General features: G+C 41.6%; 22 protein-coding genes. 15 read left to right on the top strand and 7 right to left on the bottom strand.

What is annotated here, in order from left to right:
• The first annotated feature begins 56 nt into the window (after positions 1 to 56).
• From FGG79_RS09280 to wrbA, 4 genes are all read left to right on the top strand, one after another.
• Positions 57 to 1,325, top strand: coding sequence for an ATP-binding protein (locus FGG79_RS09280; protein ID WP_138777408.1), 1,269 nt, complete (start codon positions 57 to 59; stop codon positions 1,323 to 1,325).
• Between the two features lie 555 nt (positions 1,326 to 1,880).
• Entirely contained in the window at positions 1,881 to 4,160 is a 2,280-nt protein-coding gene (gene helD, locus FGG79_RS09275) for an RNA polymerase recycling motor HelD (protein ID WP_138777407.1), read from the top strand.
• A gap of 228 nt (positions 4,161 to 4,388) precedes the next feature.
• Entirely contained in the window at positions 4,389 to 5,219 is an 831-nt protein-coding gene (locus FGG79_RS09270; protein WP_138777406.1) for an aldo/keto reductase, read from the top strand.
• 447 nt (positions 5,220 to 5,666) lie between these two features.
• Entirely contained in the window at positions 5,667 to 6,281 is a 615-nt protein-coding gene (wrbA, locus tag FGG79_RS09265; RefSeq protein WP_138777405.1) for an NAD(P)H:quinone oxidoreductase, read from the top strand.
• 80 nt (positions 6,282 to 6,361) lie between these two features.
• Here wrbA and FGG79_RS09260 read toward each other — a convergent pair whose 3' ends face one another.
• Positions 6,362 to 7,261 (bottom strand): RluA family pseudouridine synthase, encoded by a 900-nt coding sequence (locus tag FGG79_RS09260; protein WP_138777404.1) that lies wholly within the window; start codon positions 7,259 to 7,261, stop codon positions 6,362 to 6,364.
• A 177-nt stretch (positions 7,262 to 7,438) separates the two neighbouring features.
• Between FGG79_RS09260 and FGG79_RS09255 the strand changes: the two genes are divergently transcribed.
• Entirely contained in the window at positions 7,439 to 7,834 is a 396-nt protein-coding gene (locus tag FGG79_RS09255; RefSeq protein ID WP_138777403.1) for a YhcU family protein, read from the top strand.
• A gap of 182 nt (positions 7,835 to 8,016) precedes the next feature.
• On the opposite strand, the gene FGG79_RS09250 is transcribed toward FGG79_RS09255, so the two are convergent.
• Positions 8,017 to 8,490 carry a thioredoxin family protein gene (locus FGG79_RS09250; RefSeq protein ID WP_138777402.1) on the bottom strand — a complete coding sequence of 158 codons (474 nt, stop codon included), beginning with the start codon at positions 8,488 to 8,490 and terminating at the stop codon, positions 8,017 to 8,019.
• Between the two features lies 1 nt (position 8,491).
• Positions 8,492 to 8,917, bottom strand: a complete 426-nt coding sequence (locus FGG79_RS09245; protein WP_138777401.1) for a disulfide oxidoreductase — start codon at positions 8,915 to 8,917, stop codon at positions 8,492 to 8,494.
• Between the two features lie 416 nt (positions 8,918 to 9,333).
• On the opposite strand from FGG79_RS09245, the gene FGG79_RS09240 reads away from it, so the two are divergent.
• The 5 genes from FGG79_RS09240 to FGG79_RS09220 all read left to right on the top strand — a co-directional run bounded on the left by FGG79_RS09240 (position 9,334) and on the right by FGG79_RS09220 (position 15,330).
• Positions 9,334 to 10,875: a bifunctional GNAT family N-acetyltransferase/carbon-nitrogen hydrolase family protein gene (locus FGG79_RS09240; RefSeq protein ID WP_138777400.1), complete on the top strand. Its 1,542-nt coding sequence runs from the start codon at positions 9,334 to 9,336 to the stop codon at positions 10,873 to 10,875.
• A gap of 189 nt (positions 10,876 to 11,064) precedes the next feature.
• Positions 11,065 to 12,816, top strand: a complete 1,752-nt coding sequence (locus FGG79_RS09235) for a phospho-sugar mutase (RefSeq protein ID WP_171050851.1) — start codon at positions 11,065 to 11,067, stop codon at positions 12,814 to 12,816.
• Positions 12,817 to 13,005: 189 nt separating this feature from the next.
• Complete coding sequence (locus FGG79_RS09230) at positions 13,006 to 14,121, top strand: GAF domain-containing sensor histidine kinase (RefSeq protein ID WP_138777703.1); 1,116 nt, start codon at positions 13,006 to 13,008, stop codon at positions 14,119 to 14,121.
• A 12-nt stretch (positions 14,122 to 14,133) separates the two neighbouring features.
• Positions 14,134 to 14,769 (top strand): response regulator, encoded by a 636-nt coding sequence (locus tag FGG79_RS09225; RefSeq protein WP_138777399.1) that lies wholly within the window; start codon positions 14,134 to 14,136, stop codon positions 14,767 to 14,769.
• A gap of 21 nt (positions 14,770 to 14,790) precedes the next feature.
• Positions 14,791 to 15,330, top strand: a complete 540-nt coding sequence (locus FGG79_RS09220) for an NADPH-dependent FMN reductase (protein ID WP_138777398.1) — start codon at positions 14,791 to 14,793, stop codon at positions 15,328 to 15,330.
• Positions 15,331 to 15,514: 184 nt separating this feature from the next.
• On the opposite strand, the gene FGG79_RS09215 is transcribed toward FGG79_RS09220, so the two are convergent.
• Positions 15,515 to 15,769, bottom strand: a complete 255-nt coding sequence (locus FGG79_RS09215; protein WP_138777397.1) for a YhdB family protein — start codon at positions 15,767 to 15,769, stop codon at positions 15,515 to 15,517.
• A gap of 166 nt (positions 15,770 to 15,935) precedes the next feature.
• Here FGG79_RS09215 and FGG79_RS09210 point away from each other — a divergent pair, with 166 nt between their 5' ends.
• The 4 genes from FGG79_RS09210 to FGG79_RS09195 all read left to right on the top strand — a co-directional run bounded on the left by FGG79_RS09210 (position 15,936) and on the right by FGG79_RS09195 (position 20,160).
• Positions 15,936 to 16,238, top strand: a complete 303-nt coding sequence (locus FGG79_RS09210) for a DUF3889 domain-containing protein (protein WP_138777396.1) — start codon at positions 15,936 to 15,938, stop codon at positions 16,236 to 16,238.
• 435 nt (positions 16,239 to 16,673) lie between these two features.
• Positions 16,674 to 17,867, top strand: coding sequence for an MFS transporter (locus FGG79_RS09205; protein ID WP_138777395.1), 1,194 nt, complete (start codon positions 16,674 to 16,676; stop codon positions 17,865 to 17,867).
• Positions 17,868 to 18,278: 411 nt separating this feature from the next.
• Complete coding sequence (locus FGG79_RS09200; RefSeq protein WP_138777394.1) at positions 18,279 to 19,691, top strand: SpoVR family protein; 1,413 nt, start codon at positions 18,279 to 18,281, stop codon at positions 19,689 to 19,691.
• A gap of 124 nt (positions 19,692 to 19,815) precedes the next feature.
• Positions 19,816 to 20,160 (top strand): hypothetical protein, encoded by a 345-nt coding sequence (locus FGG79_RS09195; RefSeq protein ID WP_138777393.1) that lies wholly within the window; start codon positions 19,816 to 19,818, stop codon positions 20,158 to 20,160.
• A gap of 41 nt (positions 20,161 to 20,201) precedes the next feature.
• Here the strand turns inward: FGG79_RS09195 and FGG79_RS09190 are convergent, their stop codons facing one another.
• Positions 20,202 to 20,831, bottom strand: coding sequence for a YczE/YyaS/YitT family protein (locus FGG79_RS09190; RefSeq protein WP_138777392.1), 630 nt, complete (start codon positions 20,829 to 20,831; stop codon positions 20,202 to 20,204).
• Positions 20,832 to 21,052: 221 nt separating this feature from the next.
• Here FGG79_RS09190 and FGG79_RS09185 point away from each other — a divergent pair, with 221 nt between their 5' ends.
• Complete coding sequence (locus FGG79_RS09185) at positions 21,053 to 22,663, top strand: SLC13 family permease (RefSeq protein WP_138777391.1); 1,611 nt, start codon at positions 21,053 to 21,055, stop codon at positions 22,661 to 22,663.
• A 458-nt stretch (positions 22,664 to 23,121) separates the two neighbouring features.
• Here FGG79_RS09185 and FGG79_RS09180 read toward each other — a convergent pair whose 3' ends face one another.
• Both FGG79_RS09180 and FGG79_RS09175 read right to left on the bottom strand, forming a co-directional pair.
• Positions 23,122 to 23,898, bottom strand: coding sequence for a 3-hydroxybutyrate dehydrogenase (locus tag FGG79_RS09180; RefSeq protein ID WP_138777390.1), 777 nt, complete (start codon positions 23,896 to 23,898; stop codon positions 23,122 to 23,124).
• 18 nt (positions 23,899 to 23,916) lie between these two features.
• Complete coding sequence (locus FGG79_RS09175) at positions 23,917 to 25,203, bottom strand: GntP family permease (RefSeq protein ID WP_138777389.1); 1,287 nt, start codon at positions 25,201 to 25,203, stop codon at positions 23,917 to 23,919.
• Between the last annotated feature and the right edge of the window lie 150 nt (positions 25,204 to 25,353).

The following is a 25,353-nucleotide window of genomic DNA, read 5'->3' as shown; positions in this document are numbered from 1 at the left end:
AGTATGGTAAAATTTCAATAACGTTGTCAATTCTGTGAAAGGTTAAAGGGTTAAGTATGATTATCTTTAATCAGGATGTTATTAATAATTTCTTTTATATCATTTTAAGTATATTTTTAATTTTTTTTCTTGTCGAAAAAAAGCTTATACAAGGCTGGTATACGAGGGGCGCGACCCTTGTATCTTTTAGTATAGCCATTATCCTGTGCATGCTTTCTCCCATCTACAATAATCCATATTGTGTTCATGATTTGCGGATGATTCCATTTGTTCTTGGCATCATGTATGGAGGACCATATACAGGCTTTGCCTTATTAGTGGTTTTATTGGCATCAAGGACCATGATCTATGGTTGGAGTATAGTGGCATTGGTCATCTATGTCGTTATTTATCTTATTACAGTTATGGGAATGAAGGGGTTCGATTTCCCAACTCTTACAAGCAGGAAGAAAGTCATATTCTCAGTTGTACTTTTTACGATTCATTCGATAGTGGCTGCCTTTATTGCTAATGCCATGACCGTATTTGTAATTGATAAAAGTTATTTAATCAATTTCATCGCCCTTCCTTCAGTTGGGATGCTGATTCTGACATACATAAGTGAAACGCTATTTAAGCAGATACAAATTAAGCAAGCACTCGTGAAAATAGAAAAAATGGAAGTACTCTCTCAGCTGGCTGCCAGCATCTCACACGAGGTGAAGAATCCTTTGACCGTGATCAAAGGTTTCCTGAGACTGCTCAATCAAGATAACCTTCCAGCGGGAAAAAAAGAGCAATACCTGACGATTGCATCCTCTGAATTGAAAAGGGCTGAAGAAATCATTGACGACTACCTTACATTTGCCAAACCGGACCCGGATCAAGTGGAGAACATCTCCATCTCTGAACAGCTCCAAAAACTGGCTGATATGGTCGAGCCACTAAGCAATCAACAATCGGTACTCGTTCATAAAAATATCGTCGACGGCACCATCGTCGGAAATACGAGAAGTTTTCAACAGGCATTTCTAAACATCATCAAAAATGCAATCGAATCCATGCCTCAGGGCGGAGACCTCAAAATCGAATCAGAGGTCAAAAAAGGGAATGCGCTCATTAACATCAGCGACACAGGAGACGGGATGACCTCTGAACAACAAGCTCGACTCGGAGAACCTTATTTTTCGACGAAGGAAAAGGGGACAGGTCTGGGTCTGATGGTTTCATATCGGATCATTGAAGCGATGGGAGGAAATATAACGGTCGAGAGTAAAATTGGAAAAGGGACGAGTTTCCAAATTATTTTTCCCATAGATCAAATGAAGAACTCTTCATCTATTTAGATGGAGGGTTTTTGTTTTGAACGGACGCCTTTCCGGTATGTTCGCCTTATGCTTGTCGCCTCTGTTCAAAGCCCTTCCGCTTTTCTTGATGTCCAGCTCCAGGGCTTAGAGGCTCGAGGTCATAAGTCAAGAACACCAAAAAGGCAAAGAGCGCCTTTCCGGTGTTCTCGCCTTATGCTTGTCGCCTCTGTTCAAAGCCCTTCCGCTTTTCTTGATGTCCAGCTCCAGGGCTTAGAGGCTCGAGGTCATAAGTCAAGAACACCAAAAAGGCAAAGGACGCCTTTCCGGTGTTCTCGCCTTATGCTTGTCGCCTCTGTTCAAAGCCCTTCCGCTTTTCTATTGAACTTTCCTTAATTATCTGATAATATATATTTCTGCTCCTAACGCCTACATAATTTTTACAGATTTCGATATGTCTTTTGATGTCTTGCTCGGGTGGCTAGTGCCTCGAGGCAGGGCATAAACGTGTGCATCCATTGAGAGTCGTTACCTTGGTGGAAGCGATAAGACGTTTTTTTCTCCATTGCGGCGACTAACATTTGGAAGGAGAAATGTATGACGAAGGAATCGAACATTCATCCCGATTTTTCAATTGAGTCAGAACGGTTAGAGTTTACGAAACGGTACATCGACGTTGTGATCAGTACATCCCAAACAAGTAAGGAAAAGTATAAAGAAAATATGGAAAAGGCTTTCGGAGATATTGATTGGGGAGAGTCCAGTGCAGCTTACATAGATATCTTGACGAACTCAAGCTTTTTTGAGATGTCGAAGGAAGAATTGGAATCACTTCTTAAAGCTAAGACCAAGCCGTATTTTGCCAGGATTGATTTTCGTCATGAGGCTTCAGACAAAGTGGAGAAGCATTATATAGGAAAGACTTCCTTGTATCAACGTGAAAGTCAAGAGCAAATCATTGTGGACTGGCGCTCTCCTATCGCAAACCTTTATTACGAAGGAAGAATCGGCGATGTTTCGTATGAAGCGGAAGACGAAACGTACGAAGGTGATTTGTCATTAAAGCGACAGTACATGATTGAGGACGGATTACTTGAAGAGATCCGGGACATTGACTTAACCACCACAGATGAACTTCTTCAGGACTCATTAGCCAAAAGCTCCAGCAATCGATTGACCGAAATCATATCCACCATCCAAGAAGAACAAAACCGAATCATCAGGGCAGATCTAAACAAGCCCATCATTGTGCAAGGAGCGGCGGGAAGTGGAAAGACCACGATTGCCCTTCACAGGATTTCTTACTTTATTTACAATTACAAGCAACATTTTGATCCGAATCAATTGATGATACTCGCACCGAGTAATTTGTTCATCGATTATATCTCAGAAGCGCTGCCGGAACTTGGGGTAGAACGGGTTAGGCAAACGACATTCACTGATTATGTCATGACTTGCCTGGAGAAGAAGCTTTCATTAGTAGAAGATAATAAGCTCATTCAGTTGATTGAAACCCATAATGAAGAAGTAGAGACTGCTTCCTGGATATCCGGAATGAAAGGATCAAAAGGATTTAGACGAATTCTTGATACTTATATAGAAGAAATCGAACAACGATTTTATACGTCCAAGGACTTCTATGTGGATAAATACAAGCTTTATACCGCCAAAAAGTTCACTCACCTTTTTAAAGAAGAATATACGTATATGCCGGTATATCGCCGGATGGACAAGCTTAAGGCTCTCTTACAAAGCTATGTTCGGTCGAACAAGAAGCAGATGGTGGAGGGGGTAGAGAAGTTTTTCGATGAACGAATTGAAACAGCTCTTTTTCAACGGACACAGGCTGCGAACCGGAAAGAATATGTATCGAGGGCATTGGACAAGAAAAGTGAGCGTGTGGCAGAGATTAAGAAAGCCATCCGCACAAGTGTTAGTGGGTACATGAAGCAGTTTGAAAAAAAGAACTTGGATCAATATTTCCTCGAATTATTCTCAGACCCAGCCCGGCTTGTTTCTTACTCAAAAGGCGAGCTGAGCAGGAAGCAAGCGGAACAACTTTGTCAATATACGCTTAAATATGCTAAGAAAAAAAAGTATGAAGTAGAGGATCTGGCGATTCTTCTATACTTGCAGTCCCACCTGTTCGGCATAGATAAATTCTACAAAGCTAAAAACATTGTCATTGATGAAGCGCAGGATTATAGTTATCTGCAGCTGTATTCGTTGAAGAGGGCACTGGAAACCGATATGTTCACCCTCGTAGGGGATCTTGCTCAAGGAATCCATTCTTACCGCGGTCTTCAGTCTTGGGAACCGGTCTATCGGGACGTGTTCCCAAGGGCCACGTATACAGAACTGCAAAAAAGTTATCGGACCACAATTGAAATCATGGAGGAAGCGAATAAACTTCTGAATCTACTACCCTATGATTTCCCAAAAGTGAACCCTGTGGTGAGGCATGGGGAGTCTCCAACCTTTGATGAGTATGTGGAGATTGAAGTACTAGCTTCCATAATCGATGAAAAGGTGGTTAATGGTAGGGAAGAAGGATTTCAGACCTTCGCTGTCATCGGCAAGAGCATGAAAGATTGTTTGAAGATAAGCGAAATCCTGCACGAGCGGCAGCCTGGGAAAGTGAAGCTATTACAAGAGCAGGAATCGATTCCGAAAGATCAGATTGTTGTCGTTCCATCTTATCTTTCAAAGGGCTTGGAATTTGATGTCGTAATCATCGCAGCAGTGGATGAAGCTTTCCATCCGGAAAACGAACTAGACATCAAGCTACAGTACGTTGCCATGACCCGCCCCCTTCACAAGCTTGCGTTTATAGGGCAGAGAAAAGAGCAATTCATCGGTCGATCGTTTAACATCTAGTAAAGAGAGAGGTCCGTCCCCCCTAGTTCAAGGGACGGACCTCTTTGTTTTATTATGAGAATCTCATTAGATCTATAGGTGGTTTGGAGCAGGCAGGGGGGCTATGCCACCTTGACAATCAGCATAAAAATACTGAAATAAGATGCATGGGTATTCGCAATGTATCCAATCATATCATTAGCATAATACTAACTAAGTTTGTAAAATAATCATCAGGAGGGATGCTATATGTTAAAAAACTTAAAGAGTACGAAGACATTACATAATGGAATTGAGATTCCTTATGTCGGTTTAGGAGTTTACCAAATGAAAGATCCGTCTGAAACGGTACAGGCCGTTCGTACGGCGATTGAATCAGGGTACCGTTCCATCGATACAGCAGCGATCTACGATAATGAAGAGAGCGTGGGTCAAGGTGTGAAAGAAGGTGGAGTAGCAAGAGAAGAACTGTTCATCACATCGAAAGTGTGGAATAGTGATCAAGGCTACGATACAACATTAAAAGCATTTGAAACGAGCCTGAAGAAGCTTGACATGGATTACTTGGATCTTTATTTAATTCATTGGCCGGTAGAAGGAAAATACAATGACACATGGAAAGCGCTGGAGAAACTGCATAGCGAGGGATTAGTGAAATCAATCGGTGTCAGTAATTTCCATCAGCATCATCTAGAAGATTTGATGAAAAACAGTAATGAAAAACCTGTTTTAAATCAAATTGAGTTGCATCCAAGGTTAAATCAGGAGAAACTAAGAGAATTCTGTGCATCACAAAATATCGCTGTTGAAGCGTGGTCACCAATCGCACAAGGACGAGTATTGGATGAACCGACATTGAATCACATCGCAGAAAAACATGAGAAATCGTCTGCACAAGTTATTCTGCGCTGGCATCTTCAAAATGATGTTATCATCATTCCTAAATCTGTCCATGAAAACCGCATTAAAGAAAACGCTGATCTGTTCAGCTTCGAACTATCATTAGAAGAAATGAACCAAATCAATAAGCTGAATCTTGACGAGCGCTTTGGTCCAGATCCAGACAACTTTGATTTTTAATCTATACCATCTACGAAATAGGTCCGTCCCTCTAGCGTTTCGAGGGACGGACCTATTTTTATGTCATTTGTTTTTATAATAGTAGACAATAAATGTAAAAAAATAATTGACAGTGGAGTGAAGAGTGTTATACAATTATCTCGAAATCGAAATAAATATATTCGAGATAGTTCAGTCTCTTTTTTTTAGAATATATCTCAAATTAAAGATAGTTGATTTAAGAATATTTGGATTTGAAATGTTTGGAGATGAATTTTGAGGGGAAAGTACGAAGGAGGAAGAAAGATGCCAGCATTAGAGAAACTCAGCACGCATAACAGACATCACCTCTTTAAAAATAATAGCAAATGAAACATGCAGGTTTAAATTGATGGATTTATCTGCAAACTGATCATGTGTTTCACCCATTTACTATATACAACTATATTTAAAGGAGAGATTTTGATTATGTCTAATGTGAAATTGGCGATCATGTACTACAGTTCAACTGGAACAAACTATCAAATGGCGAAATGGGCAGAAGAGGCAGCGAAGGAAGCGGGTGCAGAAGTTAAATTACTTCGGTTTGAAGAAACGGCACCTGAAGGAGCGATTGCTTCCAATTCAGCGTGGGAAAAGCACTATAATGAAACAAAAGATATCGTGCCTGTTGCAACACTTGATGATTTGGAGTGGGCAGATGCTTATCTTTTCAACGTTCCAACCCGGTTCGGAAATGTTCCTTCTCAAGTCAAAGCATTCCTTGATACGACTGGAGGACTTTGGTTCAATGGGAAACTGGCAAACAAGGTAGTCAGCGCCACATCATCAGCAAGTAATTCCCACGGTGGTCAAGAACAAACCGTCTTGGCCCTTTATACCACAATGATGCACTGGGGTGCCATCATTGCAGCTCCAGGTTACACAGATCAATCAAGTTTCACAACAGGTGGAAACCCTTACGGAACGAGTGTAACGGTCGATCAAGAAGGGAACATGGTTGAATCCGTAGAGCCTGCAGTCAAACACCAGACAAAACGTACGATCCAAATTGCAGAAGCAGTGAAAAATGGATTGAAATAATAAATATCGAAAGAAGGAGCTCCCGAGAAAATCGGGGCTCCTTTTTCATTGTCGAATCAACTTACACTTAAGAATTGAATTTATGTCCTCCAGTCACCAAGTCCCACATCATCCATACATGCAGCCTCACACTCTATTTTCTCGTCAGTCAGCGGGTGAGGAAAGGAAATTCGAGCCGCATGCAACGCCTGTCTCTTGAATACAGGTCTTCCACCGTATAATGTGTCTCCCGCCAAGGGATGTCCGAGATGACTCATATGGACGCGGATTTGATGTGTGCGACCTGTATCAAGCTGTACTTCGACGAGGGTATAGGGATTCCTATTCTCCATCACCTGATAGTGAGTGACGGCATCCTGACCTGAAGGAGAAACTCTTCTTCTCGTATTATGATGACGGTCCCTGCCGATGGGTTCAGAAATCGTGCCTTTTTTCTGCTTCAATCGACCGTGGACGAGAGCATGGTATGTTCGCTTAATCTTTCGTTCGGCAAGAAGGCGGTCAAGGATTGCTTTACTTAACGGATGTTTGGCAAAAATGATTGCTCCAGAAGTATCATGATCCAATCGATGGATATGCAACACTCGGCAACTTTCTCCATGAGATTGATGGTGAAAGGCAACCAAGTTTGCCAGAGTATCCGTTTCTCCGGGATGATTGGGATGGGTGTCGATGCCTGCAGGTTTGTTTACTACTATAAGGTGTTCATCTTCAAACAGCACTTCGATTTCTCCATATGTTGGTGAGACATCGTATTCTACTTCCTTGAATAAATGAAGTTGTAGTAAGTCACCTGCTGAAAGAGGATCAGTCCAGGGAATCAATTCACCATTCACTCTGATATCCTTCTCCATCCTCATCGAATGAATGAGTTTCTTAGGTGCCTCCCAATACTCCCTAAGAATTGTTTCAATCGTCACATTTTTCCAATTATCTGGAATAACTAGTTCAAATTGATTGCCTTTTTTCCTTGTTTTCATCGAAAATCTCCTTTAAATGACAAAAATCTTATATTCGTATAGGTGTTTTTACCTACCATAACACCTATTCAACCCAATTCATGGGTATAATTACCACGCAGTTGGTTCTACTTCTATGTTATCCTTAATATATCTATTACAGAGAGATTACAACCATTACAAAGGTGGGTTATGACGGTGAAAGTTTTACTAGCATCAACACATGAACAGGAAGAAAAAATTCAAGAGCTGATACGGTACATGTATTGTACTATTTTCCCTGATTATTTCACAGATGATGAAATTGAACAATTCGATGATATGCAAGTGCTACATACGACGACGAGGAATTTTGAATATTTTGGAACCCTTAAAGAAGCGTTCCAAATGATTTCTTGTTTGCAAACCGTTATTTCAATTGTCGAGAGCGGATCAAGAGAAGAAGTTTATGAAGAGATGTTCTACCACAACGCTCAGATCCTCCAGGGATTCGGTATGTTTTTTCCCTTATCGTTTGATCAGTTCAGTGTAGAGGCGGATTGTAAGCACAATCTAAGCATCTATTCCAGGGCAGATAACCAGCTCCTTGTATAACCGATTCTTCTCGTGAGAAATTAGATATTTTAGAAAATTCTCATAAAAATGTTTAGAAAGATTTTTTGAGGGGAAAATACCTTGTAATAAGTTAATCCTGAAGATATTCGAATATCTTCATCTTGAAATTCCTCCTCACTTGAAAGGGGCTGACTCGTGGAAAAGTCAGCCCCTCTTTTTTGTTATTCTGATTTTACGTTTTCTTCGAAAAATGCTTTAAATTGTTCTTCAGACTGTTCTCCAACAACTCTCGCCACTTCTTTTCCACCTTCGTAGTGGACAAGTGTCGGAGTAGCTTCGATTCCGTATTGCTCCCAACCTTGTTCGAATTCAAGTAGATTGTACTGAACCATATCGACGCCCATGTCTTCTGCAAGAGGTGCCAGGGTTGGAGTGGTTCTTTTACAGTGGATACAAGTAGAACTGTAGAAGTATACGGTTGCTTCTTCTTTATTCTTTAATTTCTCTTCCAGCTCTTCGGGAAGGATGACATTCTGGTAGTTCGGATCATCCAGCAGTTCTACTGTAGCAGGGTCCAGTTTGGCTTTTTTGAATTTATTTCCTTCTGCTTTCTGATTGTTCTGGACGCTTGTGACGATGGCGATGGCTGCGAATAGTCCGACAATCGCAACCAGGAATATGATGATTTTCTTCAATCTAGTTGTCCTCCTTTAAAGCTTTTAATACCATTACACTTGAAATGAAAATGATGATGAAACCCGAAAATGCAAGGAACGGAATAGTGACAAAACCGAACATGTTAATGTATTCACCAGTACATGGTACACGTCCGCAAGCGGGTGCACTTTCAGTTAGGATCGAAACTTTTTGAATAGAGTAGTGATAAATGGAAATCAGGAGACCGATACCGGAAAAAATGGTAGAATATAAAGCCGCTTGAAAATCTTTGCGTACATAGGCCACTCCTAATAGAATCACCATCGGATACATTAAAATACGCTGATACCAGCATAATTCGCAAGGCTCATATTTCATGATTTCAGAGAAATATAAACTCCCCATCGTTGCGATAAGGGAGGAAGCCCAAGCAAGGAATAACAGAGAATCTGCTTTTTTCTTCATATAGAATTCCTTTCTACGTATATTCTATCAAATTATAGTATGGTATCATTATAAAAGTAAAATGAGAAATCTTTATAAGGAAATTGTGATATTTTTTTAACGATTAATGCAATCGTTTGCATCAAACGATTGAGTAATGAATTTAATAGATCGAAAAGAAGGGACTTCAAGGGGATGAACTAGGGATGACAAATGCCTGTTTCACATCCATTGAAGATTATCGAGTTCGCTTAGACTAGAACGTATGAAAATGAAAGAATCCTGGTTCTATGCAATATTTCCACTGAAAATCAAATTTCTTCAAATCATGCACACTCCTTTGTTAAAATAAAAGAAATGGACTGTCATGAACTTCGTTTTAACAGTGCACTATAAGGGTATATTATTCAGGTATTTGATGAAGGAGTAGATCATAGATGGCAGAAAAATTAGACTTATCACAATTTGAAAAGAAAATGGTCATACGTCCGATGGAACAAAAGGACATTCAAGATATTATCAATATGCAATCCGTCTGCTTTCCAGGGATGGATCCATGGAAGGTAGAGCATCTGGAAAGCCATTTGGACGTGTTTCCTGAAGGACAGCTTGTCGCTGAATTAGAAGGGGAAATCATTGCCTCATGCTCAAGTTTAATTATCAATTTCGATGAGTACGATGACCGCCATACATGGGATGATGTGACGGATAATGGTTACATAACGAATCATAACCCCGATGGCTATAATTTATATGGGATTGAAGTCATGGTGCATCCGGAATACCGACGCATGAAGGTTGGTCACCGTTTATATGAAGCAAGAAAGGATCTTGCCCGTCAATGGAACTTAAAGAGTATCATCATTGGAGGCCGGATACCCAATTATCATAAACACTCGGGCGAAATGTCTCCAAGGGAGTATGTGGATTCAGTTGGACGCCATAAGATTTATGATCCGGTGCTTTCATTCCAATTATTAAATGGTTTCACTCTGATGCGAATCAATCCGAACTACTTACCGGATGATAAACGCTCCCATAAATATGCTACGCTGATGGAATGGAATAACGTAGACTACCGTCCGTCCAGCAAGCGTCACTTTAAAACGAGTTATCCTGTCCGAATCTGTGTGGTTCAATATATGATGCGTAAAATCAATTCCTTCGAGGAGTTTGCGAATCAGGTCGAATACTTCACGGATGTAGCTTCAGATGCGAAATCTGATTTCGTGGTATTCCCAGAAATCTTTACCACACAGCTCATGTCATTCTTAAACATCCAATCACCGAGCCTTGCTGTAAGAAGATTGACGGATTTCACAGAGGACTACATTGAATTATTCACAGACCTAGCCGTTCGGTACAACGTAAATATCATCGGTGGATCCCACTTCGTCAAAGAGGAAGACGATGAAATCTACAACATCGCGTATCTCTTCCGTCGTGATGGGACGATTGAAAAGCAGTATAAAGTTCATATCACACCCAATGAACGAAAATGGTGGGGAATCAGTCCAGGAGATTCGGTAAGAGTATTCGACACCGATTGCGGGAAAATCGCGATTCAAATCTGCTATGATATTGAATTCCCTGAACTTGCCCGCATTGCTACTGACAAAGGTGCGAAGATTATCTTCACGCCGTTCTGTACAGAGGATCGCCAAGGTTATCTTCGTGTAAGATACTGTGCGCAGGCACGTGCTGTAGAGAATCAAATATATACAGTTATTTCTGGTACTGTGGGGAATCTTCCCCAAACGGAAAACATGGACATACAGTACGCTCAGTCAGGTATTTTTGCACCGTCTGACTTTGAGTTTGCACGTGATGGAATCGTTGGAGAAACCAACCCGAACATCGAAATGGTCATGATCGGAGACGTAGACCTGGAAGTGCTCAGGCGCCAGCGCCAATCCGGAACCGTCCGTCAACTGAAAGATCGCCGCCATGATGTGTACGGGGTGAATTATAAAAGGTAAGCAATACCTGAAGTCTCGCTGATTTATTCGGTGAGGCTTTTTTCATGATGAAAAAAGAAAATTAATTTTAAAAATTATGCTAGAATAAGATTTGTGAAAAATCTTGTCGACATGTGACGGATAGTTTTAGAAGGATTTCTACAATATATGATAGAATTTATTATTATACAGCATTAGGAGGGGATCGTTTTGAATTGGAAAACATCGTGGGAAAAATGGAGCAACTACTTACATCTTGATGAAGAAGTGAATGATCTTTTAAACACAATGAAAGACGATGAAAAAACCTTAGAAGACGCATTTTATAAAAATCTTGAATTCGGTACTGGTGGAATGAGGGGAGAACTTGGCCCAGGAACCAATCGAATGAACATCTATACAATCAGAAAAGCTTCTGAAGGATTGGCACGATACATAGAAGAACAAGGGGAAGAGGCTAAAGGTCGCGGGGTTGTAATCGCTTACGATTCCCGATATAAATCACCTGAGTTTGCGATGGAGTCTGCAAAGACATTGGCGACACATGGCATACAAACGTATGTGTTCGATGAACTAAAACCTACACCAGAACTTTCATTCGCCTTGAGACAGCTAAAGGCATTTTCTGGGATTGTTGTAACCGCAAGCCACAATCCGCCTGAATACAATGGGTATAAGGTATATGGAGAAGATGGAGCCCAACTGCCACCAGCTGCAGCCGATGCAGTTATCGATAAAGTAAATAGCGTGGAAAATGAGCTTGAAATCCACGTCAAGTCCGAAGACGAGCTGAAATCAGCAGGCTTGATAAAAATGATCGGGGAAGAAATCGATCAATCTTATCTGGAGCATTTGATTTCAATTTCTGAAAAACCTCAAATCGCTAAGGAAGTCGACCTAAAAATCGTATTTTCGCCCCTTCACGGTACAGCTCTGAAAATGGCTGAAAAAGGTCTAAAAGCCTTGGGATATGAGCAGGTTCACATCGTACGTGAACAGGCAATGCCAGATCCTGAATTCGCGACGGTCAAATCTCCCAATCCGGAAGATAAAGCGGCATTTGAATATGCCATTCGTGATGGGAAGGAAATTGATGCGGATATCCTGATCGCGACAGATCCCGATGCAGACCGTTTAGGTGTGGCTGTAAAGGGGGAAACGGGCGAATACATTCTCCTTACTGGAAACCAGACAGGTGCCATCCTGCTCGATTATATCCTTGCCCGTAAACAGGAAAAGAACTTGATCCCTGAAAATGGACGGGTATTCAAAACAATCGTGACATCTGAATTAGGACGTAAAGTTGCTGAGCACTACGGCGCTTCTGTTGAGGATGTGCTGACAGGCTTTAAATTTATCGGTGAAAAAATCAAGAAGTATGAAGAAACCGGTGAATATTCATTCCTGTTTGGTTATGAAGAAAGCTACGGCTACTTAATCGGTGATTTCGCCCGAGATAAAGATGCCATTCAAGCTGTACTGATGGCAGCAGAAGCGGCTGCTTACTATAAGAAGCAAGGCAAAACCTTATATAATGTACTGAATGATTTATTTGAACAGCATGGCTTCTATCAAGAGGGATTAAAGAGTTTAACTCTTAAAGGAAAAGAAGGCGCTGAACAAATTCAGGGGATATTGAAGGACTTCAGAAACGAGCCTTTGAAAGAAGTGGCAGGCATGCAGGTCATTTCATCGGAAGATTATAAAATAAGTAAGAAAGTCGATTTACAATCAGGTGAAGAATCAATCATTCACCTTCCATCTTCCAATGTTTTAAAATACTATCTTGAAGACGGATCATGGATTTGCTTACGCCCATCTGGAACAGAGCCGAAAATCAAGTTCTACTTCAGCGTGATTGGTGAGACACAAAGTGACAGTGATGATAAATTACATGCTCTCCAAGAAGCCATCATGGCAAAAGTGGAAACGATGGTAAGTTCGTCTGTAGGAAAGGCGTAAAGCCTTCCAGAAGTATTGCATTGCGTAATAAAAAACAAGAGATGTGCTGGTGCATCTCTTGTTTTTTTGGATTGAAAAAAGAACACATGTTTTCAGTCAAAGGTCGTAGAACGTTTCGTTCTTTTTGATAATACCGGTTTTGTGGAAAATCTATATAATAGTAGTGAAGGATCGGAGAGGGCGATGAAGATGTATCAAGAATCCCATTCAAATATCGGGCTTTTGAAAGAGATAGCCGAATTGCTGAACAATGAAACAGAGCTGTCTTCTATGCTTTCAGGTGCAGTGAAGAAGTTGATCAGAGGAACTAGCTTCACCACGGGATGGATTTTCTTTATTGAAAAGGAAGGAAGTCACGAGCTTGTCTCCTATGAGAACCTCCCAAAGTCACTATCTGATCGGAAATGTGAACTGATGAAAGAGGGTGGCTGCTGGTGTGTGAATCGCTTTCGGAATGGCAAGCTCACGAAAGCTTCCAATATCATCGAATGTCAGCGGATTGAGCAGGCCATCGAAGAAAACAGGGGAGAGACAGATGATATTACCTATCATGCAACGGTACCCCTTCAGTCTGGTCAAGAATCCTTTGGTTTATTGAATGTAGCTGCCCCTCATAAGACCCACTTTTCCGCCGATGAACTGGCTCTTCTGGAGTCGGTTGCTTTTCAAATCGGTTCTGCGATTAAACGCATCATGCTGACAAAGAAGGAACAAGAGATTGCGTTGATCGGGGAGAGAAACCGATTAGCAAGAGATTTACATGACTCCGTGAATCAGCTGTTGTTTTCTCTTACCTTAACGGCCAGAGGCGGTGCAGAAATAGCAGGGGGAGAGGAAATGAAGGAAACCTTCAAGACCATTCAATGCCTTGCACAGGAAGCGTTATCGGAAATGAGAGCGCTCATCTGGCAATTGAGACCCAACGGACTTGAACATGGGGTCGTCGAAGCAGTTAAAGGGTATTCGGAAATGCTCGGATTACATCTGGAAGCGAAAGTTGAAGGAATCATTTCCTTAAGCTCCAAGATAGAAGAAGTACTTTGGCGAGTCAGTCAGGAAGCGCTGAATAATTGTAAAAAGCATTCAGGTGAAAAGAACATTTTCTATACATTAATAAATGAATCGAAATCGATTCATTTATTAATTGAAGATAGAGGATACGGGTTTCAATATGATAAGCAACAACCTCTACCGTCATTGGGAATCCAAAGTATGAGAGAACGTGTGAAAAGCATTGGCGGAGAACTAACGATCGATAGTCAACTCGGAAAAGGAACGTCCATTTCCGTGCGAATACCCTACTAGGAGGTGTCACTTATGATAAGAGTGTTAATAGCAGATGATCATCATGTCGTCAGACGAGGACTTGTCTTCTTTTTGAAAACACAAAAGGATTTGGACATCGTCGGGGAAGCAAAGGATGGTGCAGAAGCCGTACGATTAGCGGAAGAATTAAAGCCTGATATTATCTTAATGGATTTAATGATGCCGGTTATGGATGGCATTCAGGCCACGAAGAATATCAAAATTATGCATCCTCACATACAAATACTGATGCTCACCAGCTTTTCCGATCAAAATCATGTGATTCCAGCTATCGAAGCAGGAGCAGCAGGGTACCAATTAAAAGATATTGAACCTGATGAATTAGTGAACAGTATCCGAAAGCTTTTATCCGGTGAAAACTCGCTGCATCCCAAAGCCACCAATCACCTCCTGACGAGGATTTCAAAAAAAGAACCTCCTCACAAAATTCATGAACTCACAAAGCGGGAGAAGGATGTTTTGATTGAGCTGACAAAAGGGAAAAGTAATAAGGAGATTGCTTCAAGCCTATATATAACAGAAAAAACGGTCAAAACCCATATCTCGAACATTTTTTCTAAGCTTGAGGTTGCAGACCGGACACAAGCGGCCTTATATGCCGTTAAACACCAATTGACATCAAATTAAAGGAGAAAGGGTTTTTCACACATGAGTATATTAATTATTAACGGAAGTCCGAGAATTAAAGGACGTACTGGAATTGCATCCCGTTTCATCGCACGGACCTATACTTGCGATATCATTGACTTAAGTGACGGTACGCTGCCTTTATATACAGGGGAGCAGGACCAATCAGAACTCACAGCGGTTCAATCACTCAAGAAAAAGGTAAAGGAAGCAGACGCAGTCATTTTAGCTTCCCCGGAATATCACAGCGGTATGAGTGGAACATTGAAAAATGCATTGGATTTCCTCAGCAGCGAGCAATTTGCCCATAAACCAGTGGCACTAATTGCATGTGCCGGAGGAGGAAAAGGCGGGATCAACTGCTTGAACAACCTTCGCATTGTCGGCCGTGGAGTGTATGCAAACGTCATTCCGAAGCAACTCATACTTGACCCACACTGCTTTGATTATGAGGGGGACGGACTACTGGAAGAGCCAGCTCAATTAGTCGATGACTTGATGAAGGAACTGAAGCTATATGTGAAAGCAGCTGAGCTAATCAAAAGTGAAAGTTCATCTTAACGGGGATAACCGGCATTGTGCCGGTTTTTTTTGTTTGATTGAATGTAGTGAAGTGGTAATAGTCGTTGTTGACAGGTATAAATAGAATGCATCGAACTAGCCGCCAATGTCCGTGCTAAAATAATAAAAGCTGATCCATTAGTACATACTAATTGGATCAGCCGTAGGTGGAATTCTCTTGTTATTACATCTCTGCAAAGGTTTCCTCAAGTGGTTGCTCGACACTATAGGTGAAGTTTGCATGTTCAACATATCGTAAAAGCGTATATAGGTTACGCTCTACAACCGTGTAATCATCTGAAAAATGATACGCATGTAAGAAATGTTCAATTCTTTTCGAAAGAAGGTCATCCTTCGTTCTCACCATGAGGATCAGCAGGTTATCCCACTCTGACCGGTGAGTGTAATACAAGGCCCGATCGTAATCGACTTTGTTCACTTGGTTTCCCTCCTTTTGAAGGGGTAATCATATTGTATGGAGAAAATCGTATTTATTTCTCTGTAAAAGTTGGTTATGTTGCAAATGCTTGTTTTCCTTCTATTGGGTGAATAAATGTACGATTTTGATTCATCATAAGAATGAAACGTAAACAGAGGTGAAAACAATGAAGAAATCAATCGTAGTCGTATCAACTGTAATTTTCCTTCTATTTTCAGGTCAGGCATATGCTCAACCAACCGATTATGAGAAGTTTGGACGTATTGCGACAGCCGTCATTAAAGAGGATTATCCCGGCCAAGCCGTAAAGGACTATCAGTACCAGGGGCGCCGGAAAATGACAGAGAACAAAGTGGCAGATTCATTTGAATTTACTGTCCAGGAAAACAATGCGAATAAGAAAGTCGTCGTGATCGTCGTGCACAATCTAGATAATGAAAAAACACTCAACATAACGGTACAGGAATAGTATTAGCAGAGAAGTCTCTAAATTAGAGGCTTTTTTGTGTTAGGTATGCTAGTGCTATCTAAAAGTGGACGCGTAAGTGCAGGGTATTTTCATACTAAAACTGTAAAGTGTTCACAAGTTGGCTTAATTTCACCTGAAAGTGGCCCAATAATTCGCCAAAGTGGCCCAATAAACGGAGAAAGTGGCCCAATTAGCCTCGATTATGGCCCAATCCAATATGTGAAAGTCTATTTATACAGATTGGGGTATATGAAAGAACACATCTTCACCAAGACATAGCTTTCTTAATAGTATGAATTAATCTCAGCAACTGAAGCGTCTTTTTGCTACAATAAATCTATACATATTCGTTTTATTCTGAAAGGGGATTTTTGTTCCAATGTGATGCTGTCTTTTCTCACCTAAAATCAAAATTTAATTGAGGGAGGAAGAGGTATGCATTCTAATGCATTTCGAAATTTGTGGTTTGGTCAAGCGCTGGCCAATATGGGGGACGTTTTCTATATCGTTGGATTGATTTCCCTGGTTTATACCCTTACAGGATCGGCGGTTTACATGACGTCTGTTCCTTTAGTGATCACGTTTTCACGGTTTATTAGCAGTATGGCAGCCCCACTTTTGTTGAATCGCACTCAAATGAGAAATTTAATTGCGTACTCACAAATGGGGAAAACCTTCTTTTTATGCCTGTTCCTATTGTTGATGGTACTCAATAAGGAAAATGTGTGGTTCTTTCTGGCTTGTGCTAGCATCATTTCTTTTCTGGATGGTTGGGCATTGCCTGCGAGAAACTCGTATGTACCGTTTCTTGTGAGGCGAGAAGAGTTAATGGGGGCGAATGGATTTCTATCAACTGTTGATCAGACCATTCAATTTTCAAGCTGGGCTTTAGGTGGAATCCTTTTGTCCTTTTTACATGAAACGAATCTGTTCATTGTTGTCATTGTCCTGTTTCTTGCAAGTACGTTATATATGCTGAAGCTTCCCGTCATTCCAACCACTACCTTGGATGTGCGAAAGGTATGGTGGCAGCAGCTTGGGGAGGGCTGGGCAGAAGTAAGAAAGCGTAAAGGCCTAGTTGCCGTTTTTTGGATCTATGGAATGGAGTCGATCTCTGGTACCGTATGGATCGCAGCGGTATTATATCTATATGTAGATCACCAGTTGCAGCGGGGGGAAGAATGGTGGGGATTCATTAACTCCAGCTTCTTTATCGGGTTGGTTCTTGCATCCATTGTAATCTTTAAGCTTCATGGAATATTTTCAAAGCATAGACATAGATGGCTACCGGTTTGCATGGTTCTTACCTCGGCAGTGACACTCGTGTTTGCCTGGAATAAGATTGCCCTCATGGCACTTGTTTTATCTTTTGTGTTTGGTCTCTTTGATCAGATAAAAAATGTTGTCCTTCAAACGTATCTTCAGGAAAGTGCCCCTCCTGAAGATCTCGGAAAAATCTATGCTGCTCAAGGAGCATTGACGACATTGTTGTTTGGGCTATCATCGGTGGGAGTCGGTTTGCTTTTGGAAGTGTTCAGTATTCCGATAATTTTCACCTTTTCGGCACTATTGCTACTAGGCACCCTCTTCCCTGTGATGGCTCTTCAAAAGAATTTAAGGTCGTTATAAAGACAAAGCTGTTTCCTATTCAAAAAGGAGGCAGCTTTTTTTTCTGCCCAACCAGGCTCCGCTTTTCTAATTGTCCAGCTTTACCGGGTAGGCCCTCGAGGTCATAAGTCAATCCCGCCAAAAAGGCAAAGACCGCCTTTTCAGCGGCCTCGCCTTATGCTTGTCGGGCCTTCTTGACACCTCACCTTATGCTTGTCGCCTCTGGGCAAGTCCTTCCGCTTTTCTTTTTGTCTAGCTCCGCCGGGTAGTCCCTCGAGGTCATAAGTCAAGGTCGCCAAAAAGGCAAAGACCGCCTTTTCAGCGACCTCGCCTTATGCTTGTCGGGCCTGACCAACCCGGCTCCGCTTTTCTTTTCATCAAATCCCTTTCTTCTTCATACATTTAGATAAGAGTATAAAGAGGGGGATGGCGATGAACTTAGAGGAACAAAGGCAGTTACAGAATGCAATAGGAGAAATTACGGAGATTGCAGCCGGGTTTGGTCTTGATTATTATCCGATGCGTTATGAGATTTGTCCTGCTGAAATTATTTATACATTTGGTGCTTATGGGATGCCCACCCGGTTTTCTCACTGGAGTTTTGGAAAGCAATTTCATAAGATGAAGCTTCAATATGACTTGGGATTGAGTAAGATTTACGAGCTGGTGATCAACTCGGATCCCTGTTATGCATTTTTATTGGATTCGAATTCGCTTATTCAGAATAAGTTGATCGTTGCTCATGTGTTGGCCCATTGTGATTTCTTTAAGAATAATGTGCGTTTTCAGAATACAAAGCGTGACATGGTAGAGAGTATGTCGGCTACGGCTGAGCGTGTGAGAAGTTATGAGATTGAGCATGGAAAGCGGGAGGTTGAAAATTTCCTTGATGCCGTTCTTGCCGTTGATGAACATATCGATCCATCCTTGATGCGTCCAAACCTGTCGTGGACGATGGAAGATGTGGAATGGGAAGAGGTGGACTCCCCTCTTGCGACGCCTTATGATGATCTGTGGTCGCTGGATGAAAAGCCAAAGAGTAGGGAAAAGAAGAAGGTAAAGAAGAGATTTCCACCACAACCAGAAAAGGATATCCTTCTATTTATCGAGCAATACAGCAGGGAGTTGTCTGACTGGCAGCGAGATATATTGACGATGATGAGGGAAGAAATGTTATATTTCTGGCCACAGCTTGAAACAAAGATAATGAATGAAGGCTGGGCTTCCTATTGGCATCAGCGTATCATACGTGAAATGGACTTGACCAGTGGAGAGTCCATCGAGTTTGCCAAGCTGAATGCAGGTGTTGTACAGCCTTCCCGTACCCAGATTAATCCGTATTATTTAGGACTGAAAATCTTTGAAGATATTGAAGAACGTTTCGATAATCCGACAGAGGAAATGAAAAAACGTGGCGTTAAGCAAAATTCAGGCCGTGAAAAAATGTTTGAGGTTCGTGAAATTGAATCTGATATTTCCTTCTTACGGAACTATTTAACGAAGGATCTCGTTATGAGAGAAGATATGTATTTATTCCAGAAACAGGGAAAAGACTATAAAATTGTGGATAAAGAATGGACCCATGTCCGTGATCAGCTGGTTGGAATGAGGGTCAATGGAGGCTTCCCTTACATTACCGTGAATGATGGGGATTATATGAAGAGCGGGGAGTTATATCTCAAACACTGGTTTGAAGATGTTGAACTTGATATTAAATATTTAGAAAAGGTATTACCATATTTGCATCAGCTGTGGGGAAGACCCGTTCATATCGAAACTCAGGTGGAGAACCGAGATATGCTATTTACTTATGATGGAAGAAGTGTGCAACGGAAATATCTCTAAACGTTCACAGAGTCGACTTCAGGAGAGAATCCTGATCGGCTCTTTTTTTGAAACAATCGAGTTCTAAAAGAGAGGACGGGCTTATACATAATAAGAGAGGCATTTTTATTGAGGAGGAGTTAAGATGGCAGATGTTGAAGTGTTTATCGGTGATTTAATGGACCGTACCTTTCATTATGAAGGTGGAGATTGGAACCACAATTACCCGAAGAGAATCAGCCCATTTTTCCCTAATGGACATGAGCTCTTTTTCTCCCTGTTGGATGGTATATATTATAAGAGAATCGAGGGCAGGCAGACAGATTGGGGAAGTCATACTTGTTTAATGTATCCTTATGAAATGCTGTCGGTCCTAGAAGATTATTATAAGAGAGATGTGGAAGATGAACAGGTACAACAACTATTTCAGTTTATTAAGCAGCTGGATCAGGAACAACAATATGGACTGGTGGCATGCGAAATGTCATAGCCCAAAAAGGACAAAGTGCCAATTGAGGCACTTTGTCCTTTTTACATACTTATGTTGTTTTGATTAGAAAAACGCGCGTGGAGTCTGTGAGTGAAAAATAAAAAGGATTTTTGAAAGATGGGACTCTGAATGAACGTATAAATAAATGTGAAGATGAATACGGGCCCTGCGAGGAGTAATCCGATCACTAAGATTGTACATTCGCATAGGATCCGGACTCTACTGATTGATAAGTTGGTTAAATCTGAAATGGTCAGCATAAATCCGTCCCGAGGACCTGTACCTAGATGAGCAGCTGAATATAATCCCCCGCCGACTCCCATTAAAATGATGGCTGATAAAAGAATGAGGATATCACTACCGAGATTCATTTGAGAAGGCAATAGATCGTACTTAAGAAAAAAATCCACCAGCATTCCTACAAACACTCCGTTAAGGATCGTCCCTATCCGAACATATTTCCCTTTTAACATCAAGGTGAACACGATCAGAGTGGCCCCGACGATGATGTTCCACGTTCCGATTGTTAACCCGAATTTGTCGAACATGGCAATGTTTAAAACGTCCCATGGGTGGATACCTAAGTATTGTACTTTTATTGACATACTGATTCCATAGCTGAAAATGAGTAACCCGATTACAAAGTAGCTTATTTGCCAATAGATTTTCATCGTTTCTCCTTATTTTCATTGTCATCTCTTTCTAACATCATTTTACAACGGAATGGTTTAGGATGATATGGTCTGTTTTCCAATAAGACTATTTTCATGAAAGAAATATAGGAATAAAGAAGTGAATGTTCGGAATTTTACAGGAATTTAAAGGAGAGGATTGACAGCGCTTTCGACGGTGGATAGAGTTTTAGTATGACAGTGTAAGGAGGAATGAATAGATGTTAACAGTAAAACATGCGTGGGGAACTCTTTGGAAGTGGCATCGGGAAGCGCTGGAGACACTTCAATTCTTCACTTCAGGCACACCCACATCCACATCGGTATCGGGCGGAGTTCAAACCGAACGCAAGCGGGACCCTGAAACAAACCCAAGACAGGGGATCGGTTTTATCCTTGGGCCAGTGTTATTCATTCTTATCCTATTGACCTTTTCACCAGAGGGACTATCACGAGAGGCTATCGGGGTCCTCGCTGGTACAGTCTGGATAGCGGTTTGGTGGATAACCGAAGCGATACCGATACCGGCAACTGCTCTGTTACCGATTATACTGTTTCCGCTCACTGGTGCTCTTCAGTCAGGGGACGTTACGTCGGCCTATGGGGATGGGACCATCTTTCTGTTTATGGGTGGATTCATCATCGCTATAGCCATGGAAAAGTGGAATTTACATAAACGGATCGCCATGAACATCATATTATTGATTGGGACAAGCACGGAACGTATTGTACTTGGTTTCATGTTAGCGACAGGTTTTCTGTCGATGTGGATTTCGAATACGGCAACTGCCATGATGATGATGCCAATCGGAACAGCCGTGATCTATCAGGTAAATGAAAGTTTAAAGAAGGAGGGGAAGAAAAGGACGGGGCACTTCAGTAAAGTCATCATGCTGGGAATTGCCTATAGTGCATCGATTGGAGGATTAGGGACATTAATTGGAACTCCTCCAAACACGATATTCGCGGCGGTTGTCAAACAACTGTATGGAATTGATTTCTCTTTTGCCAAGTGGATGGTTTTCGGAGTGCCTCTTGCTGTGATTCTCCTATTGGTTATGTGGTGGTATCTCATCAAAGTGGCTTTTCCGCTAAAAATAAAAGAGTTGCCAGGAGGAAGGGAGATCGTAGAGAAGGAAAATCGTTCTCTAGGTCGTATTTCTTTCGAAGAAAAGCTCGTTCTTGCGGTCTTTGTTACCACTGCTCTTTGCTGGATTACGCGTTCATTTCTATTAAGTCAATGGATTCCGTCTTTAGATGACACAATTATTGCCATCACGGGGGCGCTCGTCCTCTTCCTGCTACCAGGGAAAAAACAATCACGCTTGCTCAATTGGGAGGATGCTAAAAAGCTTCCATGGGGTATTCTCCTCTTATTCGGAGGAGGGCTTGCCATTGCGAAGGGGTTCCAGGAAACGGGATTGGCTGAATGGATAGGAAAGCAATTGACGATTCTAGAAGGAATCTCCTTCATCATTATTCTTTTTGCAGTGACAGCATTTGTTATTTTCTTGACGGAAATAACGTCTAATACGGCGACTGCCACGATGATGTTTCCGATTATGGCAGCACTCTCATCTGCGCTGAACGTTCATCCGTTTAGCCTGATGGTAGCTGCCGGTTTAGCTGCTTCCTGTGCTTTCATGATGCCGGTAGCCACACCCCCGAATGCTGTTGTGTTTGGTTCAGGGTTTATCAAAATGGGGGATATGGTCAAAGCAGGGGTTTGGTTGAACATCATCAGTATCGTGTTTATTACTCTCTTGGTATACTTTTTCATGCCTATTGTGTGGGGAGTGGACCTTGGGGTCATTCCAGACAGTATGAAATAAAATTATCGGATTCTACCATGATCCGTTATAGAAAATTAACAGGTTACATTACTTACCTGCTAAATATCTGTGGAATTGTTAATTTAACGGCGGAATCCCAATTATAATGGCGATATTCCATTTTAAAACGGCGAACGTCTTTTTCCACACCACGACCCAAATCTTACACCCCACTAAACAGCTGGAACCAGATTAATCCATTGATTAGTCTTACAAATACAAAAAAATCCGAACGAATTCGATTTTTATTAATGAATCTCGAATAATCGTTCGGATTTTTATTTCATCTGAATAGTTTTGTACTGGTTTCATGGTTATATCGGCGAAAAAGTAAATTTAACGGCGAAATCCTGGATTTAACGGCGAAATTCCAATTATAACGGCGATATTTCATTTTTATCGGCGAACGCCGTTTTTTCCACAACCTCCTCAAATCATCCTCCAGACCAGATTCTATCTTATTGAGCCGTATACCCGCCATCTAACACGACTGCCTGACCTGTTACACCCTTTGCTTTATCACTGGAAAGGAAAATCGTATAGTCGGCGATCTCCTCTACTGACAATAACCGTTTTTGTGGAACAAGGGGATAGATGACATCCTCCAATACTTTTTCAAGCTCTACTCCACGGGTGTTTGAAATATCCTGCAACTGATTGCGAACAAGGGGTGTATCCACGTATCCGGGACACATGGCGTTAACCGTAATTCCGTGTTCAGCACCTTCTAGGGCAGACACCTTTGTTAAACCGATGACACCGTGTTTCGCGCTATTGTAAGCGGCTTTACCTCCGAAGCCAATTAATCCATTAATGGATGCCATATTGATGATGCGTCCGAATTTTTGCTTTTTCATATGAGGAAAAGCAAATTTCGTAGCGATAAATGGAGCGGTGAGCATAATCTTGATTAAAAGCTCAAATTTTTCAATTGGGAAATCTTCAATGGGAGATATATGTTGAAGACCTGCGTTATTAATCAGTACGTCTATGCGGCCATAGTGCTCAACTGTTTTATCAATTCCTGCTTTCACTTCATCTTCACTAGTTACATCGCATTTGATTCCAATGCATTCGAATCCTCTGCTTTTCAGTTCATCGACAGCTTCATCCAATCCTTCTTGATTGATATCGGATAGAACGACCTTCGCGCCGTTTTGAGCAAAATGTTCCCCTATTTCAAATCCAATTCCCCTTGCAGCACCTGTAATAAAGACAACTTTATCATTGACCATTTTCATTTCCTCCTCATATTAATAAATTCCCATATTGGCAAGGATAATCGAAACAATTTCTGCAATCGTCGGAATTAAGAGACCGACAACGGCTACGTCTAAATACGAATCCTTGTGGGTGAGTCCTGTTACGGCAAATAAGGTCAGGAGGGCTCCGTTATGGGGCAGAATCGATGCACCGGATGAGATGGAAGCAATTCTATGGAATGCTTCTGCACTGATCCCGCTTGTTTGAGACAGTTCATAGTATTTATCCCCCAAAGCCTCCAGGGCAATTCCCATTCCTCCAGAAGCAGAACCGGTGATGGCTGCTAGTGTTTGAACAGCGATTGCTTCAGAAATCACAGGGTTCCCTTTGATTCCAAGTATCAGTTTTGTCAACGTCTTAAAACCAGGTGCAGACGTGACGACAGCACCGAAACCAACTGCCGCACTCGTATTGATAACGGCCATAACGGACCCCTTGGCCCCACCATTGACAGCGGGAATGAACTTCTTATAATGCCTGAAATTAATAATTAAAATAGAAAGTATTCCTACAAGTAATGAAGTCAGGATATTCCACTTGAAAACGTTCAGTGTCACGACGACTATGACGAGTGGAAGGAATGATAAATAAAAGTTTGGCAACTCTGATTCATTAATCTCCTTCACATCATTTCCGCCTTTAGGCTCGGTGAAAGTATCTCCTTTACTTGTAAATTGCTTTTGCCGCCATCTTAAGTAAAAGTACCCACCGACCGCCATGATTAATCCACCGACAATCCCGATGATCGGAGCAGCAGTAGGTGATGTTTTGAAATAATCGATGGGAATCAGGTTCTGGATCTGCGGTGTACCTGGGATGGCTGTCATCGTAAAGGTGAAAGCACCTAATACAAATGTAGGCGGCAATAGCTTTCTCGTAATATCCGCTTCACGGAACATGGCAATCGCCAGAGGATAAATCGCAAATACCACCACGAATAAACTGACGCCACCATACGTTAAAACCGCCGCCGCAATAAGGACACCTAGTATCGCCCTGTCCTTCCCGATAATGTTGGTGATTTTGTATGCGACGGATTGAGCTGCCCCGACATCCTCCATCAGCTTTCCGAAGATGGCTCCAAAAAGGAATACAGGGAACCATTCTTTCGCAAAATCCACGAAACCGGTCATATATGTTTCTGTATAGGCTGGCAGAAGGTCGAGACCACTCATTAGTGCAACTAAACCGGCAACTAACGGAGCGATCCAGATGATTGACCAGCCTAGATATGCTAAAACCATAAGTAGGATTAATCCAACGATGATGCTAGTCATAATTCACCTCTCAAAAATGTTTGTAGTTATGTTTCCATTAATGAAAGGATTTATTCTATGTGGAAATAGATTTGGACTTTAGGATTTAGGTATATTTTCTTTAGGAAGGTTTAAATCGGTTACGAAAAGAACCAAATAAAAAGAACGAGT

The organism is Bacillus sp. BHET2, from assembly GCF_005938125.1.
GTDB lineage: Bacteria > Bacillota > Bacilli > Bacillales > Bacillaceae_B > Rossellomorea.
This window is presented reverse-complemented; position numbering and strand designations above follow the sequence as displayed.